12 protein-coding genes are annotated in these 17,164 nt (G+C 66.1%); 7 read left to right on the forward strand and 5 right to left on the reverse strand.

Translation table 11 applies throughout. The features are described 5' to 3' along the window. Positions 1-455 precede the first annotated feature (455 nt). From glgX to HCJ94_RS28090, 5 genes are all read left to right on the forward strand, one after another. Positions 456-2,573, forward strand: a complete 2,118-nt coding sequence (glgX, locus tag HCJ94_RS28070; RefSeq protein WP_168004029.1) for a glycogen debranching protein GlgX — start codon at positions 456-458, stop codon at positions 2,571-2,573. Further along, positions 2,573-4,879: a malto-oligosyltrehalose synthase gene (gene treY / locus HCJ94_RS28075; RefSeq protein ID WP_168004030.1), complete on the forward strand. Its 2,307-nt coding sequence runs from the start codon at positions 2,573-2,575 to the stop codon at positions 4,877-4,879. The genes glgX and treY overlap by 1 nt, the downstream gene beginning before the upstream one ends. After that, positions 4,876-6,609: a malto-oligosyltrehalose trehalohydrolase gene (gene treZ / locus HCJ94_RS28080; RefSeq protein WP_168004031.1), complete on the forward strand. Its 1,734-nt coding sequence runs from the start codon at positions 4,876-4,878 to the stop codon at positions 6,607-6,609. Before treY ends, treZ begins: the two co-directional genes overlap by 4 nt. 307 nt (positions 6,610-6,916) lie before the next feature. Next, complete coding sequence (locus HCJ94_RS28085; protein WP_168004032.1) at positions 6,917-7,531, forward strand: hypothetical protein; 615 nt, start codon at positions 6,917-6,919, stop codon at positions 7,529-7,531. 9 nt (positions 7,532-7,540) lie between these two features. Beyond that, the gene (locus HCJ94_RS28090) at positions 7,541-8,695 is read left to right on the forward strand and encodes a DUF262 domain-containing protein (protein WP_168004033.1); all 1,155 of its coding nucleotides are present in this window, start codon (positions 7,541-7,543) and stop codon (positions 8,693-8,695) included. Between the two features lie 117 nt (positions 8,696-8,812). Here HCJ94_RS28090 and HCJ94_RS28095 read toward each other — a convergent pair whose 3' ends face one another. From HCJ94_RS28095 to HCJ94_RS28105, 3 genes are all read right to left on the reverse strand, one after another. Beyond that, positions 8,813-10,528 (reverse strand): AIPR family protein, encoded by a 1,716-nt coding sequence (locus tag HCJ94_RS28095; protein WP_168004034.1) that lies wholly within the window; start codon positions 10,526-10,528, stop codon positions 8,813-8,815. A 278-nt stretch (positions 10,529-10,806) separates the two neighbouring features. After that, positions 10,807-11,391, reverse strand: a complete 585-nt coding sequence (locus HCJ94_RS28100; protein ID WP_168004035.1) for an NUDIX domain-containing protein — start codon at positions 11,389-11,391, stop codon at positions 10,807-10,809. A 40-nt stretch (positions 11,392-11,431) separates the two neighbouring features. Beyond that, positions 11,432-12,829, reverse strand: a complete 1,398-nt coding sequence (locus tag HCJ94_RS28105) for an NsdA family TPR-like regulatory protein (protein WP_168004036.1) — start codon at positions 12,827-12,829, stop codon at positions 11,432-11,434. A gap of 143 nt (positions 12,830-12,972) precedes the next feature. Here HCJ94_RS28105 and HCJ94_RS28110 point away from each other — a divergent pair, with 143 nt between their 5' ends. Next, positions 12,973-13,158, forward strand: coding sequence for a hypothetical protein (locus HCJ94_RS28110; protein WP_168004037.1), 186 nt, complete (start codon positions 12,973-12,975; stop codon positions 13,156-13,158). Further along, positions 13,148-14,287 carry a helix-turn-helix domain-containing protein gene (locus HCJ94_RS28115; protein WP_168004038.1) on the forward strand — a complete coding sequence of 380 codons (1,140 nt, stop codon included), beginning with the start codon at positions 13,148-13,150 and terminating at the stop codon, positions 14,285-14,287. The genes HCJ94_RS28110 and HCJ94_RS28115 overlap by 11 nt, the downstream gene beginning before the upstream one ends. A 167-nt stretch (positions 14,288-14,454) precedes the next feature. Here the strand turns inward: HCJ94_RS28115 and HCJ94_RS28120 are convergent, their stop codons facing one another. Beyond that, complete coding sequence (locus HCJ94_RS28120; RefSeq protein ID WP_168004039.1) at positions 14,455-15,195, reverse strand: hypothetical protein; 741 nt, start codon at positions 15,193-15,195, stop codon at positions 14,455-14,457. Then, complete coding sequence (locus tag HCJ94_RS28125) at positions 15,192-16,628, reverse strand: PrsW family intramembrane metalloprotease (protein ID WP_168004040.1); 1,437 nt, start codon at positions 16,626-16,628, stop codon at positions 15,192-15,194. The genes HCJ94_RS28120 and HCJ94_RS28125 overlap by 4 nt, the downstream gene beginning before the upstream one ends. Positions 16,629-17,164: the final 536 nt, after the last annotated feature.

A 17,164-nucleotide genomic window follows, 5' to 3' on the forward strand; every position in this document is an offset into this window, starting at 1 on the left:
GATCCGGCGGCTCTGCGGGGGGACGCCCGGACCCGGCTGGGCCGGGACCTGGGGTCGGGAGGTGAGGGTGGGCCGGTGGATCCGGTCCGGGGCGGTGGCGGGCTGCCCGCCGACCCGCAGGGTCGTCACATCAATCTCCGTCCAAGCATGGGTGGGTCGCGCCGGCGCCGGTGCCGGCAGAACAAGGGGTGATGAGGGGGGCGACGGGCGATGCTCGCGCGCGCCCTGAACCAGGAAAGGGCATCCCGCGCCATCCCGCATCTCGAGGGGAGCGATGGTGACAGAGAACACCTGAACGTTTACCCGGGGTCAGTAAGGTGGATTCCGGTCATCGGCCGAACGGCGGGATTGGTGGCGAATTCTGTGGGGCACTAACCGCGTGCGTGCCACCGGCCCCGCCGGACGGCCCGCTCATGGTGCGGTGTGCGCTCATGATCGTGTGCCGAAGGAGCGACATGCAGGTCTGGCCGGGTGAGCGTTACCCCCTCGGAGCCACGTACGACGGAATGGGCACCAACTTCGCGATCTTCTCGGAGGTGGCGGAGAAGATCGAGCTCTGCCTCTTCGACGAGTGGGACATCGGCACCGAGCGCCGGGTCGAGCTGCGCGAGGTCGACGCGTACGTGTGGCACGCCTACGTGCCGGGGGTCGAGCCGGGCCAGCGGTACGGCTACCGCGTCCACGGCCCGTACGACCCGGCGAACGGGCTGCGCTGCAACCCGCACAAGCTGCTGCTCGACCCGTACGCGAAGGCCGTCGACGGCGACGTCGAGTGGCACCCGGCGGTCTACGACTACGAGCTGGGCGACCCGGACACCCGCAATGACACCGACTCCGCGCCGTTCATGCCGAAGTCGGTGGTGGTGAACCCGTACTTCGACTGGGGCAACGACAAGCCGCCCCGCACGCCGTACCACCACTCGGTGATCTACGAGGCGCACGTGCGCGGCCTGACCATGCGCCACCCGGACATCCCGGAGGAGCTGCGCGGCACGTACGCGGGCATCGCCTCCCCGCCGATGATCGAGCACCTGCGGAAGCTCGGGGTGACCGCGATCGAGCTGATGCCGGTGCACCAGTTCGTGCACGACCACCGCCTGGCCGACCTGGGCCTGCGCAACTACTGGGGCTACAACACGATCGGCTTCTTCGCCCCGCACCACGGCTACTCCGCGATGGGCCGCCTCGGGCAGCAGGTGCAGGAGTTCCGCGGCATGGTCAAGGCGCTGCACGCCGCCGGCATCGAGGTCATCCTCGACGTCGTCTACAACCACACCGCCGAGGGCAACCACCTCGGCCCCACGCTGAGCTTCAAGGGCGTCGACAACGCGACCTACTACCGCCTGTCCGAGGAGGACCGGCGGTACTACGTCGACTACACCGGCACCGGCAACAGCCTCAACGTGCGCAGCCCGCACTCACTCCAGCTGATCATGGATTCGCTGCGGTACTGGGTGACCGAGATGCACGTCGACGGCTTCCGGTTCGACCTCGCCGCCACCCTCGCCCGGGAGTTCTACGAGGTCGACCGCCTGTCCACCTTCTTCGAGGTGGTGCAGCAGGACCCGGTCGTCAGCCAGGTGAAGCTCATCGCCGAGCCGTGGGACGTCGGGCCCGGCGGCTACCAGGTCGGCAACTTCCCGCCGGTGTGGACGGAGTGGAACGGCAAGTACCGCGACACGGTCCGCGACTTCTGGCGCGGCGAGCCGGCCACCATCGCCGAGTTCGCCTCCCGCATCTCCGGCTCCGCCGACCTCTACCAGGACGACGGGCGGCGCCCGTTCCACAGCATCAACTTCGTCACCTGCCACGACGGGTTCACGCTCAACGACCTGGTGTCGTACAACGACAAGCACAACGGGGCCAACGGCGAGGAGAACCGGGACGGGGAGAGCCACAACCGCTCGTGGAACTGCGGCGTCGAGGGCGAGACCGACGACCCGGGCATCCTCGCGCTGCGGGCCCGGCAGCGGCGCAACTTCCTCGCCACGCTGATGCTGTCGCAGGGCGTGCCGATGATCGGCCACGGCGACGAGCTGGGGCGCACCCAGCGGGGCAACAACAACGCCTACTGCCAGGACAGCGAGCTGGCCTGGATCGACTGGGAGCACGCCGACACCGACCTGCTGGACTTCGCGAGAAGACTGGTCGAGTTCCGCCGCCAGCACCAGGTGTTCCGCCGCCGCCGGTTCTTCACCGGCCTGCCGGTCCGCTCCCGGCTGCTCGACGAACCGCTGCCCGACCTGGCCTGGTACACCCCCGACGGCCGGGAGATGACCGGCGAGGACTGGGGCAACGACTTCGGCCGGTCCGTCGCCCTGTTCGTCAACGGCGAGGGCATCCGCGAGCGCGGCGCGTACGGCCAGCGCCACGTCGACAGCTCGTTCCTGCTCTGCTTCAACGCCCACGACGCGCCGCTGGACTTCACCATGCCGCCCGCCGAGTTCGGCCAGCGGTGGGAACTGGTGATCAGCACCGCGGAGCCGGAACCGGAGAAGACGACGACGGTCGAGGCCGGCGACGCGCTCACCGTCCCCGACCGCTCCCTGGTGGTCCTGGAGAGGACGATCTGATGCCGCCCACCCCTCGCGTCGGCTCCACCTACCGCGTGCAGATCCGCCCCGGCTTCGACCTCGACGCCACCGCCGGGCTCGCCGGCTACCTCGCCGACCTCGGCGTCACCCACCTCTACAGCGCGCCGCTGCTCGCCGCCACCCCCGGCTCACCGCACGGCTATGACGTGGTCGACCACCGCCAGGTCAACCCCGAGCTGGGCGGCGAAGCCGGCCGGCAGCGCCTCCTCGCCGCGCTGCGGGCCGTCGGGCTGGGCCTGGTCGTGGACATCGTGCCCAACCACGCCGGCGTGGCCCGGCCCGCGGCCAACCCCGCCTGGTGGGACGTGCTGCGCCGGGGCCCCGACTCCGCGTACGCCCGCTGGTTCGACATCCACTGGGACCGGGGCCGGCTGCTGCTCCCGGTCCTCGCCGACGACCCGGCGGCCCTCGACGACCTCAAGATCGTCGACGGGGAGCTGCGCTACCACGAGCACCGCTTCCCGATCGCCGACGGCACCGGCGACGGCACCCCCCGCGAGGTCCACGACCGGCAGCACTACGAGCTGGTGTCCTGGCGGCGCGGCGACAGCGAACTCACGTACCGCCGGTTCTTCGCCGTCGCGGACCTGGCCGGCCTGCGGGTGGAGGACCCGGAGGTCTTCGCCGCCACCCACGAGCTGATCCTGCGGTGGGCGGAGGCCGGGGAGATCGACGGCATCCGCGTCGACCACCCCGACGGGCTGCGCGACCCCACCGGCTACCTGGCCCGGCTCCGCGCCGCCGCGCCCGACGCGTGGCTGGTCGTGGAGAAGATCCTGGAGTACGGGGAGGAGCTGCCGGACTGGCCGGTCGACGGCACCACCGGCTACGAGGCCCTCGCGGCGGTCTCCGGTCTCTTCGTCGACCCGGACGCCGAGGGGGACTTCACCGCCCTCGACGCCCGGCTCGTCGGCGGGCACACCTCCTGGGAGGACCTCACCCACGACACCAAGCTGGAGGCCGCCACCCGGCTGCTGTCCGCCGAGCTGACCCGCCTCGCCATCCTCGTCCCCGAACTGGACCGGCACGCCGTGCGGGCCGCGCTCGCCGAACTCGCCGCCGCGTTCGCCGTCTACCGCGGCTACCCGCCCGAGGGCACCCGCCACCTGGCCGCGGCCCGGTCCGAGGCGGGCCGCCGCCGACCCGACCTGACCGGCGTCCTGGACACGGTCACCCGGCGGCTGCGCGACCCGGACGACGAGCTGGCGAAGCGGTTCCCGCAGCTCACCGGCGCGGTCATGGCCAAGGGCGTGGAGGACACGGCCTTCTACCGGTGGAGCCGCTTCATCGCGCTCAACGAGGTCGGCGGCAGCCCCGCCCACTTCGGCACCCCGCCGGCCGAGTTCCACCGCTTCGCCGCCGCCCGCAACGTGCGCTGGCCGGCGGCCATGACCACGATCTCCACCCACGACACCAAGCGGTCGGAGGACGTCCGCGCCCGCCTGGCCGTCCTGTCCGAGCTGCCGGAACGCTGGGCCGTGCAGGTCGGCAGCTGGATGGCCCGCGTGCCGCTGCCCGATCCAGCCTTCGCGCACCTGCTGTGGCAGACCGCCGTCGGCGCCTGGCCCGTCGAGCGCGAGCGCCTGCACGCGTACGCGGAGAAGGCGGCCCGGGAGGCGTCGACCTCGACCAGTTGGGCGGACCCGGACCCGGCGTTCGAGCAGGCGATGCACGACCTGGTCGACGCCCTGTACGACGACCCGGCCCTGCACGCGGAGCTGACGGCCTTCGCCGACCGGATCACCCCGGCCGGTTGGTCCAACTCCCTCGGGCAGAAGCTGGTGCAGCTCGCCATGCCCGGGGTGCCGGACACCTATCAGGGCACCGAGCTGTGGGACAACTCCCTCGTCGACCCGGACAACCGGCGGCCGGTCGACTTCGGCGTACGCCGGGAACTCCTCGCTCGCCTGGACGCGGGCTGGCATCCTCCGGTCGACGCGTCCGGGGCGGCGAAGCTGCTCGTGGTGTCGCGGACGCTGCGGCTGCGCCGGGATCGCCCGGAGCTGTTCACCGGCTACCGGCCGGTGCCGGCGCGCGGGCTCGCCGCGCGGCACGTGGTCGCCTTCGACCGGGGCGGCGCGATCGCCGTCGCCACCCGCCTGCCGGTGCGGCTGGCCGCTCTTGGCGGGTGGCGCGGAACCAGGCTGTCGGTTTCCGCTCATTCTGTTACAGACATGTTCACCGGTCGGGTCTACAGTGGGTCTGAGCTGCTCCTTCATGATCTGCTGAGCACCTATCCCGTCGCCCTCCTCGCTCCCACCTATTCCGTGGAGGCCGCTGCATGACCGAGTTCACGGTGTGGGCGCCCGAGGCCGCCCGGGTGCGGCTGCGCCTCTTCGGCGACGCCGACCGCGAGATGCGCGCCGGCGTCGGCGGGTGGTGGCGGGTCGAGGTGCCCGGCGCGGGGCCCGGCACCGACTACGCCTTCCTCCTCGACGACGACGATTACGCCCTGCCCGACCCCCGCTCGTCCTGGCAGCCCGCTGGGGTCCACGGCCCGAGCCGGGTCTACTCGCATTCGGCGTTTCCCTGGACCGACTCCGGCTGGACCGGCCGACAACTGCCCGGCAGCGTCCTGTACGAGCTGCACGTCGGCACCTTCACCCCGGAGGGCACCTTCGACGGGGTGATCAGCCGCCTCGACCACCTGGTCGACCTGGGCGTCGACATGATCGAGCTGCTGCCGGTCAACGCCTTCAACGGCGAGCACAACTGGGGCTACGACGGGGTCTGCTGGTACGCGCCGCACCAGCCGTACGGCGGGCCGGACGGCCTCAAACGCCTCGTGGACGCGGCCCACGCCAAGGGGCTGGGGGTGATCCTCGACGTCGTCTACAACCATTTCGGGCCCTCCGGGGCCTACGCGCCGATGTTCGCGCCGTACCTCAGCGAACAGTCGAATCCGTGGGGCCGGACGGTCAACCTGGACGGGCCGCACTCGGACGGGGTGCGCCGGTACATCATCGACTCGGTGCTGATGTGGCTGCGGGACTACCACGTCGACGGGCTGCGCCTGGACGCCGTACACGCCATGCCCGACTCCCGTGCGACGCATCTCCTGGAGGAGATGGCCGTCGAGGTGGAGTCGCTGTCGACGCACCTGGGCCGGCCGCTGTCGCTGATCGCCGAGTCCGACCTCAACGACCCGACGCTGATCACGCCGCGCGAGGCCGGCGGGTACGGTCTGCACGCCCAGTGGAACGACGACGCCCACCACGCCCTGCACACGCTGCTGACGGGGGAGCGGCAGGGGTACTACGGCGACTTCGGCTCCCTGGAGTGCCTGACCGACGTGCTGACCGGCGGCTTCTTCCACGCCGGCACCTGGTCTTCGTTCCGTCAGCGTCATCACGGGCGGCCGGTGGATCGGCAGCGGACGCCTGGGCACCGGTTCGTGGCCTATTTGCAGAACCACGACCAGATCGGGAACCGGGCTACCGGGGATCGGATCTCCGCTTCGCTGTCTCCTGGGCTGCTGCGGGTGGGGGCGACGTTGCTGATGACGGCGCCGTTCACGCCGATGCTGTTCATGGGGGAGGAGTGGGCGGCTTCGACGCCGTGGTTGTTCTTCACTTCGCACCCGGAACCGGAGCTTGCTGCAGCGGTGGCTAACGGCCGTCGCCGCGAGTTCGCTTTGCATGGGTGGGGGGCGGAGGAGGTGCCGGATCCGCAGGATCCGCAGACGTTCATCCGGTCGCGGTTGGACTGGGCCGAGCTGGACAAGCCGGAGCACCGGGAGATGTACGAGTTCTACCGGCGGCTGATCGCGCTCCGGAAGACGCGTGCTGACCTGGCGGACCCGCGGCTGCACGCGGTCGACGTGCGGCACGGGGACCAGTTCCTGCTGATGCGGCGGGGGGAGTGCCTGGTGGCGGCGAACCTGGCGGGGAAGCCGCAGCGGATCACGTTGCCCGGGGTGGTGCGGAAGGTTCTCCTTGCCACCGGGGACGGGGTCACGGTGATGCGGGACCGAATCGAGCTACCGGCGGAGACGGCGGCCATCGTCGCACTCTGAGGTCTGTCCGACCCAGACCGGAGGCAAGCCGCGGCGGCAGACGGGATTGGCAATAGCAAACTGCATGCTGATATTCGTATTGGAGATCCAGCAGTCCCCTGCTGTGCCCTAGCTACTGTCGGTATGCCGACACCTCGACTAGGACAAACGAGGCCGAAACCCCTTAGATAGTTAGTCGCTCGGCGGACAACGTGATTCACGCGGGAAGGTGCAGGCCGACGGGAGCGAGCGCGCTGGCGAGCCTTCAGATAGCTTGCTTGTCTCGGTAGTACCTCGAGACCACCAGATGCGTAGAGCGGGCTGATGGATGACCGACTGGACCAAGATCGAAGTACCTCAGTTCATGGAGCTTGTCCTTGAAGATGAGGATTCCCGGATCTTGGTCGGCCGGATCGTAATCGACCGCCTTCCCTACACGTTCGAGACCAAGAAGCAATACTTCACGTGGCGGGACGAGCTGGCAGAGGGAATCCAGGTTGATGCAAGAGACATCATCATTGTGGGGAGCGCGGCCACGGGTCGAAGTCTCAGTGCTAAGAAAAAGTTCGGAGTCTTCGGCAGTAAGTCGGACGTAGACATTGCGGTGGTGTCGTCGAGACACTTCGACATCGCCTGGCAATGGTTCCGTCGCGTCAATGTCAACCTTCTGAATCTCGATGACGAGGGCTTGCGTCTGTTTGAGCAGCACCGAAAGCAGTACATATTCAACGGCATGATCGCCGCAAACTACTTCTTGAATTATCTTCCTTTTGGAACTAGTTGGGTCCAAGAGTTGCAGCGGTGTGAGAAGTATCTGCCCAGTGTCCTTAGGGGGCGTAAGATGTCCGTGCGCATCTATAAAGATAACGAAGCGCTTAGAGAGGCGCAGATGGCCGCTCTCAATGGTTATCGAACGTATCTCGCCGCAAAGAAGGGTAGCTGAGGGTCGCAAATGCCTGTAGGGAGCTTTCTCAACACCAGCCATCAGACCATTGGCTGGTTCGCGGATCAGAGCAGCCTCAAGAAGCTGACACTGCGCCCACCTTTCCAACGGCGACCCGTATGGACCAACGAGGAAAGCTCGTTCCTCATTGATACTATCCTGCGCGGGTATCCCGTCCCCGAGGTTTACGTCTACTCCGTTACAACTGATTCTGGCGACGATATGTATGCTGTTGTCGATGGGCAGCAGCGGCTCCGGGCTTGCCTCGAGTACATGGCAGACAAGTTTCCGCTGTCTTTTGATGTGCATAAGCTCGAACCTCTGTACGGTCTTTCGGAAACGCCTTGGTATAACAAGCATTTCTCTGAGTTAACCAAGGATGAGCGCGACCGGATTCGCCGCTATAAGCTGATCGTTCGCGATTTGGAAGGCGTGACCGATGAAGAATTGAGGCACATGTTCCAACGCCTCAATCAGTCCAACATGGCGCTGAATGCCCAAGAGTTGCGATACTCGATGTATGGCGGCGGTCTTCTTGGTGTAGTGGAGAAGCTCGTGGAACGCCCTGAGTGGGACCACTTTAGGATCTTCACGAAGATGCAGCGACGAAGGATGCTCGACTCTGAGTACGTCGCTGAGTTGGTGGTGGGATATCTCCATTGGCCGCAAAACAAGAAAGACAATCTAGATCACTACTACAGGCTATATAGCCCGAACTTCCCTTCAGAGAAGGAGGTCATGGAGCGCTTTGGGGAGGTGTTGGGCTATCTGGCGAAGCTGTTCCCGGAACCAAGAATGTCGGGTACAAGGTGGTATCGGAAGTCCGACTTCTACACACTTTTCCTGGCCATCGCTCGCGGACGCATTAATGTGTCGAGCATCAGCTTGGAGGTCCTTCGGGCGAAGCTGGTCGACTTGAGCGCCCAGGTGAGTCATCCCCCCCGGGGGGACGACTCTAGCCCCGTGAACGTCTACAGAGCTGCGGTCGAGCGGGCAGCGACCGACAGGGCTCGGCGTGTGAGGCGCGAGGATTCGCTCGTGTCCTTCGTGGCGGGACTCGAGTTAGTTCCCGCCACCGGCGCCGAGTATCTGACTGCTGATGAGGCAGTTCCCGATGAATTCATCGATGATGAGCCCGACGAGGAGTACGAGGACCCTGAGTAGCTCGGAATAGCCGAGCATGGCCTCAACCGAGTCACATCGCCGCTGAGCATCATGCGGAGCCCTGCCGTTGTCCACATAACCACCGAGAATGCTCAGCAGCGGTTCTTCGATACTGCCTCAGAGACTTAGGTGCTGCCTGAACTGTGAGTAGATCTTCTCGTTGGGCTCGACTGTTGCTTCGACCATCGATTGAAACTTCTCCAGCGCATCTCTTACGCGCTCGGCGTTCTTCAAGTCGTTGTCTGTGGCCGAGGCTAGCTGATTGACGAAGGGAAGCAGTGCTTGAACTAGAGGGCGCCATCGTTCGAGGGCAGTCTTTGGACTGCAGTTATCGCGAAACCTCACCAGTCGACGGTTCGGGATAACGCGACCGCTCACGGTCTCCAGGCTTTCAGCTACTGCCGCAACGAGCAAAGTAATGGAGCCACGCCGCCGGAGGAAGCTGAGATGCTTTTGCTGGGCGGCGGTGCGGCTATCTTCAGGCAGCAGAGAAAGGTCTCGTTTTACCTCTTCGATTGCCTTCTGTAGCGAGTAGGTTAAAACAATGTGTGAAGCTGTCGTTTGATCCGAAAAGACACTTGCATACGCCGAATCGTCCTCCCAAATCCTTCGCGTTTCGTTATATGCAAGGTTCGGTTTGCCTTGGAAAGCTGCGAGGGATTGGGCGACAGTTCCGTCGGGAAGCAAATTTTTGGGCCTTTCAATGGCATCCCGGACTCCGCCCCGCCGTCCGCCCCGATACTCGGATTCGGGCACCGAGAGAAACTCTTTGCGCAGCCGCTCCTGCACCGCATCCTTGCTGCGGAAGTCGGTTGCTTCTACCTTGTTCTGACTGTTGTTGTATTTTACAATCTCGGACAACACCTCAGGGTCGCTGCATGAGACGAAACGGACCATGACTTGTACCTTGCCTAGGCCTCCCGCGTCTTCGTCTGACAAGGTGCCGATAGACCCAGTAGTTTGTGCGCCGTTAACGATGCCTACGCCGCGAAGGTTAAGAGTGTGCCCGAACGTCTCAGGATTGTCGGTCACATCGTAGCTATTTACAAGGATGGTAAGCCCGTTGTTGTAGATCCAAAAGCGTTCAGGGACCGTTTTCGCGGTGGTCTTTATTCCGTTATTGATATTCCGGTCGCTCCGAACTACGCCAAGGTACTCCCGGACGTTAGGAGACATGAGGTCGGCCTGGTGTTCAAGCCAGAGCTGTCGCAGCCACTCGCCTGAGACCGAAGTGCAATATGCTCTCCAGCTATCGCCTGCCACCTCAAAGCCGCCAGGGGTAGAAATTGTGAGATCGTCCGGCACGATGATTGGAGCGCGTGTCCGGCGATACATGTCCTCGAGAGTGTTAGCTCCAATTTCACGCACGGATACAGACGGCGAGACCCTGGGATAGTTCACCCTCAAGAGGCTTGTGGTAGTAACTCGAACCTGGGCGAGTTCCCTTTCCACGTTTCGCGATTCAGGTAGGTTGTGGCAATACCACACGTGAACTTCCCGAATCTCATCGCGCGCTAAAGCGTCTCGGACCTCCATTGCCGCTGACCTAAGTGCCTCTGGAAGAGTGTCTAGCGAGCCGGTAAGGAGCCATGTTGCGGCGGTGTTTAAATCGCTAGCCTTGCCTGCTGGGGCTTCAGTCCTTCGCGCATCCGCCGCCACGTAGCCTTGAGCGAATACAAGAATTCCGCCCGCTCTGTCTACATACACGAGATCGCATTTCTTGTCGTTAGAATGATCTGTTAATGCGACTGCTGCGACCGAAACGATGTCCTCTATACCAAAGTTGAGTTCTAGGGCGAACAGCATGAGTGCCTTGTCTTCGCCGTATGCCATCAGATCCGTCCTCGACCGAAGCGCCGAGACATATGGCGAAGGAGTCACGATTGTTCCTCTCGAGGCGCCGATCGAGCTGACTGCAACCCGATCAGGTTACCTTTGTGTCGTTGATGACGGAACCCCGCGGAAACGGAATTTGTGGGCTGTTGCCCTACGTCTACCATGCAGGGCCGGCACAGCCGCCGGGCGGCAGCAGCAGAAGGCGACGGTCCGTGTGGCGAGTCACGGCCTGCCGGCACCAGGGTGACGCTTATTCGTCGAAAGCATTGTAGGGATTAGTGGTCAAGGTCCCACCCGGGCTGTGGCTGGTGTGAAGCGCGCAGCTGATTCGCAGGGGCGGCAGCGTCCTCGCCTGTGGGCGGGACCGACGACCTGGTTGGTCGGATGGCTACACCGCCAGCAAGGTAAACCGGGGCGTGTCGGCGTCGGGCCTGTATCGCCGCTCGGACCCGTGGAGCGACCCTGTCCGGGAGACGCTGCTCAGCCTCATGGGGCGAGAAGACGGCCGCATCTTCTAGTTCTTGTTGCGCAAGGTCGAGGTCTCCTAGCTCGGTGATAGACCCGCAGTCGAAGGTGAAGCTGACGATCGCGCGTGGCCTTTGCCCGGAGGCAGGTGCCCAATCCACGACAAGCAGGTCGCCCACTGCCAGCGCCACGCTCAACTCTTCTCGAATTTCTCGGGCACAGGCATCATGTGGATACTCGCCCTCGTCTATGTAACCGCCTGGGAAGGCCCAGTGGTCGCGGTACGTGGGCTTGACGAGCAGGACGTTGCCGGCCGGGTCGGTGATGAAGGCGGCTGCGGCGGCGTAGAAGGAGGGCAGGTTGGCGTACCAGGTGGCGGGCTCCGTCCAGGTCACGTCGGTGACGCTAGCCGACGTACCTCGCTCTGTGCTCGCCCTACTTCGGCGGGAACGTGGTCCCGAAGGCGTGTAGGAGTGAGTTGACTTCAGGCAGCGCTTGATGAGGATTCAGCGTGGCGATGAGGTCGCCAACCCGGCGCTCCACGCGGGCAGATTGAACATCCGGGACTTGTCGCGCTGCCGCTCGGCCCCAGTGACAGGCGGCGTCGATGTTCCCGGCGCGGGCATGGGTCATGGCGATGAGAGCGCTGTGTAGGGCAAGTGTCCGAGCGTTCCGATCCGCCAAACCGTTTGCGGCGGATGCGTAGCGCAGTGCATGTGCGTAGAGGCGGAGGTCGCTCAGGCATTTCAGGGCGGTGCCGGCATAGTGGGCAGGACTGAAGTAGGCGACCCAGCGTGGACTGGCTTGAGGGTTCACCCGGTCGAGGGCGCGTTCCGCCCTGGCAAGTGCGGTCTGGCATGCGCTCTTCTCGCCCAACCGTCCATAGGCGCTGGCAGCAGTGGTGTAGAGCCGTGCGCGGACCGCAGCGGGGGCGCGATCTGCGCTATCGATGGCTGCTTCGGCGAGTCGAGCGGCATCTTGTGCGTGTCCGAGGAAGACGGCCTGGGTGGCGAGGTTGGCAAGCAGGTGAGCGCCGTACAGGCGGTCGTCCGCTGCCTTGGCGAGCCGCAGGGCGATGGTCACGTGATGTTGAGCAATGGCGTGGTCGCCTGCGTCATAACACATGAAGGCGAGCTGGCCAGAGAGTGTCGCGGCTGCGCGCATGAGTTCTCGCCCAACGGCGTCGGTGTAGGTGCCGTGCAGCATGGGAGCGACTTGGCGAACGAGGAAGTCGGCCATGAGGGCCCGGGTACGCGGAGATCCTCCGCCATGGCGTCGGTCGAGATCGGTGAAGTGATCGGCAAGGGCGTACAGCGACTGAACTTCGGCTGCCGTGACCGGTTGTCGGCCGGTCCGGCTGACCGACTTGTCGGGCCGGTCGTACCGCCAGGCAAACGCCGCTTGTAGGGCGACGCCTCGATCGATTGTCCTATTGGCTTGTGAGTCGACCTGCTTGGTCAGCATCGCCCACAGCTGCGCGGCCGATTCGATCGCGTGAGCGGCGGATGCGGGGTAGGTGATGTTGGCCGGTGTATGGGCGGCTGTGAATCCGAGCTCAGCGGCTGCGACCGGCCGGCCGAGTCTGCGGTTGAGTACGTCGGTCATGGTGGCTTGGACGTGATCCGCGGGACGGCGCCCACGCAGCCACCAGTAGACGCTGGCGGCGTCGTAGCGCCAGGTGCCGTAGGGGCGGCCGGCGTGGTTGAGCTGACGGGCGAAGGCAGCGTGAGCGTTGCCGTAGCCGGCTTCGCTCAGCAATGCGTCGAACGCTCTGTTCGTAACTGGCCGCACCACGGGCTGCGCCTCCGAATTCGCATGACTACCAAACGTCACGAGCCTATGACGCACTGCGCTGCCGTGGGGGGCCGCGCAACCCCCCACAACTGCTGCACTCGGCCAGCGCAACGGGGCGCATCGGTCGCCATCTGTTCGGTCGATCAGCCCTCGGTTTTGCTGCCATCAGGAGCCCGCAGGTGATGGCGCTCCTTTCACGGGAGGTGACGGTGAAGGGTGACGAGTCAGTGAGCCGGGGTGAGCAGGTTGAGGCGGCTGAGCGGGAGGCTGCGAAGCGGCGGCTGCTGGAGCAGGCCGAGGCGGAGCGCGTACCGGTGGAGGAGACCACCCGGGCGGTGCCGGACCGGCGGTGGCGGCGTGACCGCTGATGAGCTGCCGATCGGTCGTCGGGTGGCGCGCTGGCGGGTACGGCGGCGGATGACTCAGCAGATGCTCGCCGACCGGCTCGGACGGTCGAAGAGCTGGGTGGACAAGGTGGAGCGGGGTGTCCGCACGTTGGACCGGTACCCGCTGATCCAGGAGATCGCCGAGGTGCTGCGCGTCGACCCGATGGCGCTGCTCGGCCGGCACCGCCCGCCGGCACCGGCCACACCACAGGCGCTGGACGGCGTGGACGGGATTCGGGCCGCCCTCGCCCGCTACGACAACACACCACGGAAGCCAACAGATGACATCCGGCGGCACGTCGAGCACGCCTGGCTGACCTACCAGCACGCGCACTACGCGCAGCTCGTGCGGGTGCTGCCGGGGCTGCTCGACGCCACTCGAAGCGGAGAGCCAGGGCTGCTCGTGCCGGCGTACCGGATCACCTCGTCGCTGCTGGTGAAGCTCGGCGAGGCCGACCTCGCCTGGCTGGCCGCCGACCGGGCGATGGCCACGGCGGGCGGCGATCCGGTCCGGGTCGCGACGGCGGCCGTGTCGATCGGGCAGGCGCTGCGCGCGCTGGGCCGGCACCGGTTGGCCCTCGCCGCGACGCTCGCCGCCGCGAGCCGCCTCGCGCCGACGCAGGCACAGGCCGTCCACGGGACGCTGCTGCTCCAGGCCGCCCTGGCCGCCGCCGGCTGCGGCGACGCCCGCCAGGCCGAGGAGCTGACCGAGCGCGCTGCCGGGATAGTCGCCCAGGTCCGGGCCGGCGACGACCCGCACCGCACCGGCTTCGGTACGGCCGCCGTCGAGTTGGCCCGGGTGGTGGTGGCGGTCGAGCTGGGGGACGCCGGGAGAGCGGTACAGCGGCACGCGACGGTCACGCAACGGGAGGCGTGGCGGCGGCTGCCGGCCGAGCACCGGGCCGCGTACCTGGTGGACGTCGCGCGGGCGTACCTCCAGCTCGGTGACCTGCGCGGGGCGGCCCGCGCGCTGGTCGAGGCCGACGCCGTCGCGCCGGCTGAGGTCCGGTGCCGGCCGTTGGCGCGTACGGTGATCGCCGAGGTCGCCCGGGGCCAACCGGCGCCGGCCGGCGTGGCGCGGCTGGCGACGCTGGTCGGCCTCACCCGGTGACCGCCAGCGATGATCAGATACACGTACGGGACTGGACACGCCGGTCGGACCGTCCGTCAGCCGTATCCGATCATGGGGGATGCCGGCCGTTGGCGCGTGCGGTGATCGCGAAGGTCGCCCGGGGTCAGCCGGTGCCGGCCGGCGGAGGGGCGAGCGAACTGTTGCGACTACGTGGCAGTGGGTGAGGCGAGTGGAACGTGTCGGACGGTGATCTTTCCCTGCAGGACGGGATCGTTGGCGAACAGCACCTTGACCGCCTCGGTGGCCTTCTCGCCCGAGATTCGCCATTCGATCCGGAGCCCGGTCCCCTCCGCGGCCTTGACCTGTCCGCGGGCCTGTTCCAAGAGTTTCTCGGCCCGATCGATGAGGTGGGCGAAGTCCTTGAACTCGTTGGCCGTCATGGACTCGTAGGCCCGTGCGAAGCGCCCGTCATCGCCCAGGTGTTTGGCTTCGACGAGAGTGCCCGGCTCGCCACCCGGTCCGGGCTCGTACGAGTCGAAAGATCGATCATTGAGGTAGTACGTCTGGTCCGCCGGCCGCTTGCTGATCTGCTCCTGGTATGTGGCCTGTTCGATTGACATGTTCAGCTTGGCGGTCAGGTCCTTGTGCCAACCGATGCGACGCCTCGGCATGGTGGCGATGGCGGTGAGCACGGAGGTGAACTCGGTTGGCGACATGGTGCCGCGTACGTAGCTGAGGATGGACAGCGCGATCGCCACGGTGCCCGCCGTGCCGCCGACGAGAAATGCACCAACGACCGGCGCGCCGCCGCCGCAGTCGTCCCCCGACGCGCCGAGCCGATAGACGACGCTACATGTCGCGGCGGCTGGTGATGCCCCCAGGAGGATCAGGAGCGACAAGGTCGTGACAAGTGTGAGGATCCGAGGAAGCAGGTCTCGCGATGTCATGCTGGCACCTCCGCTTCACGGGCTTCGGTCAGAACGACGGCCTGCCTGCCTTTCAGGCGCAGGACCTGGTCACGGAGCGCCTCGACCGAGGCGTCCTGGTCACCGGGGTCCTTCCGCGACGCGTGCCAGCGCTGCATCGCCAGGTCGAACTGCGCAACATGCAGCCGATTGAGGGCGCGGTATGCGGCTGGGCCGTGCCGGCGGAGGACGGTGGTGGTGAACCACAGCCGGCGGCTGGGACTCATGAGCACGTCGATCTCGGGCGCGGTGATGGCCCCGCGTCCGGTCTGTGCTTCGGCTGTCATCTCGGCTGTCAGGCCGAGGACCTGCGTGCGAAGGCCACCGCGCAGCATCAGCAGGTAGATCACGACGAATGGACCCTGCAGGGCGAGCAGCAGCAGCGGCTGCGCGATGAGGACGTTCACGACGCCGTTGGACGGTAGCCAGTCCGGCTCCGTGTGCCGGACGGCCAGCAGGACGATGTTGTTGAAGAAGTGTCCGCCGACGGCGGCGAGGAGGCCGCTGCCTACTGCGATCCGCCGAGGCAGCGGCTCGGCGATCTGCCTGGCTACACCGAATCCGGCTCCCGCGATGGCGGAGAACGCGACGTGGCCGCCCATGAGGCCGACTGATTGCCGCATCCAGTACTGGAATCCGGCGGTACCCCAGTCGGTCCAGTTCATGTACAGGACCGTCTCGATGAAGTTGAACCCCAGACCGACACTGGCGCCGAGGACAAGGCCGGAGACGATGCCGCTGAACTGCCGCCGGAACAGGAAGTACGCCATCGCCAACCCGGCAGCCTTGCCCAACTCCTCGAAGATGCTCGCGTTGAGCGCCAGCCCGGTGTAGATCCGGTCCCAGACATCCTGCAGCGTCGGGGCGTCCTGCAGATACACCGGCGCGAGTTCCTGGAACCAGAAATTCATCGCGCCCCCGAACCCGCCGGCGACCAGTGCCCCCCAGCCGAACAACGCCAGGAGTAGCCACACCGGGATCCGGTGGTACCGCTGCACCTGGTAGGCAATCCACAGGGCGAAGCCCGTACTGGGCAGGCAGATCAACGCGGTACCAGGATGCTGGGTGAGACGGTGCAGGTCTTCGACGGTGAACGGCAGGATCAGAACTGCTGCGGAAACTGCCTGAAGCGCGTGTTTCAGGCGGCCGGTAGAGGCTGGATCGGATGCGGGCCGTAGGCCGGCAACCCATATGACGAGCACAACCACCCAGCTCGCTGCGACGCTGAGGATCAGCACCCTGGTCATTCCCGGCAGTTGCATGCCATGTGACGCAGAGAACGGCTTGACCCAGGCGACGAGTGCTCCGAGAAGGTAGGTCAGGGACATCGCCGCAGCGATCATCAGTGCGGGCCCGAAACGTGGATCGCCATGCCGCGCTGATCCCGGCCGATCCAGGGACAGGTCGGTGCTCATCGCGCCGCCTCGACAGATGGGCCTACCTGAACGGCGCAGCTCACCAGGCAGCCGCTGAGGGCGAGCAAAAGACCGAGGATTCCACATGCGAGGATCGTTCGGAACTGTGGGCGACGCTCAAACCCCGGCTGATTCGGGGAAGGATCACCGTCTGCCCAATCGTGCTGTGCTGTGCGCCCGACTGGCGCCATCGCCCCTCCCGCCGCGTCATCATGTCCGGCAATATGCGAACGCTAGTCAGAGGGGTTCCGGAGCATCCACCGGCGGCGGTCTATAGATAGTAAGCCGGTTGGACATTGTTCCCCGACTGACAGCCACATGGTCCGGACTGTTGGGCGAAGACATGTCCACTGGCTCTTGTTCGCGAATGTCAGCTTCTGCTGTTTCGTCGAGCCTTAGCTGTCCGCTCATAAAATGATTGCGAAGTGATTGCCAGGCATCGCGATATGCGGACCTGCCGGCGTACCTCCAGGTTCTGGCGCGTACGGTGATCGCCGAGGTCGCCCGGGGCCACCGGGCGCCGGCCGGCGTTGCGG

The sequence above is a fragment of the Micromonospora thermarum genome (assembly GCF_012034245.1).
In the GTDB taxonomy this organism is placed as follows: domain Bacteria; phylum Actinomycetota; class Actinomycetes; order Mycobacteriales; family Micromonosporaceae; genus Micromonospora; species Micromonospora thermarum.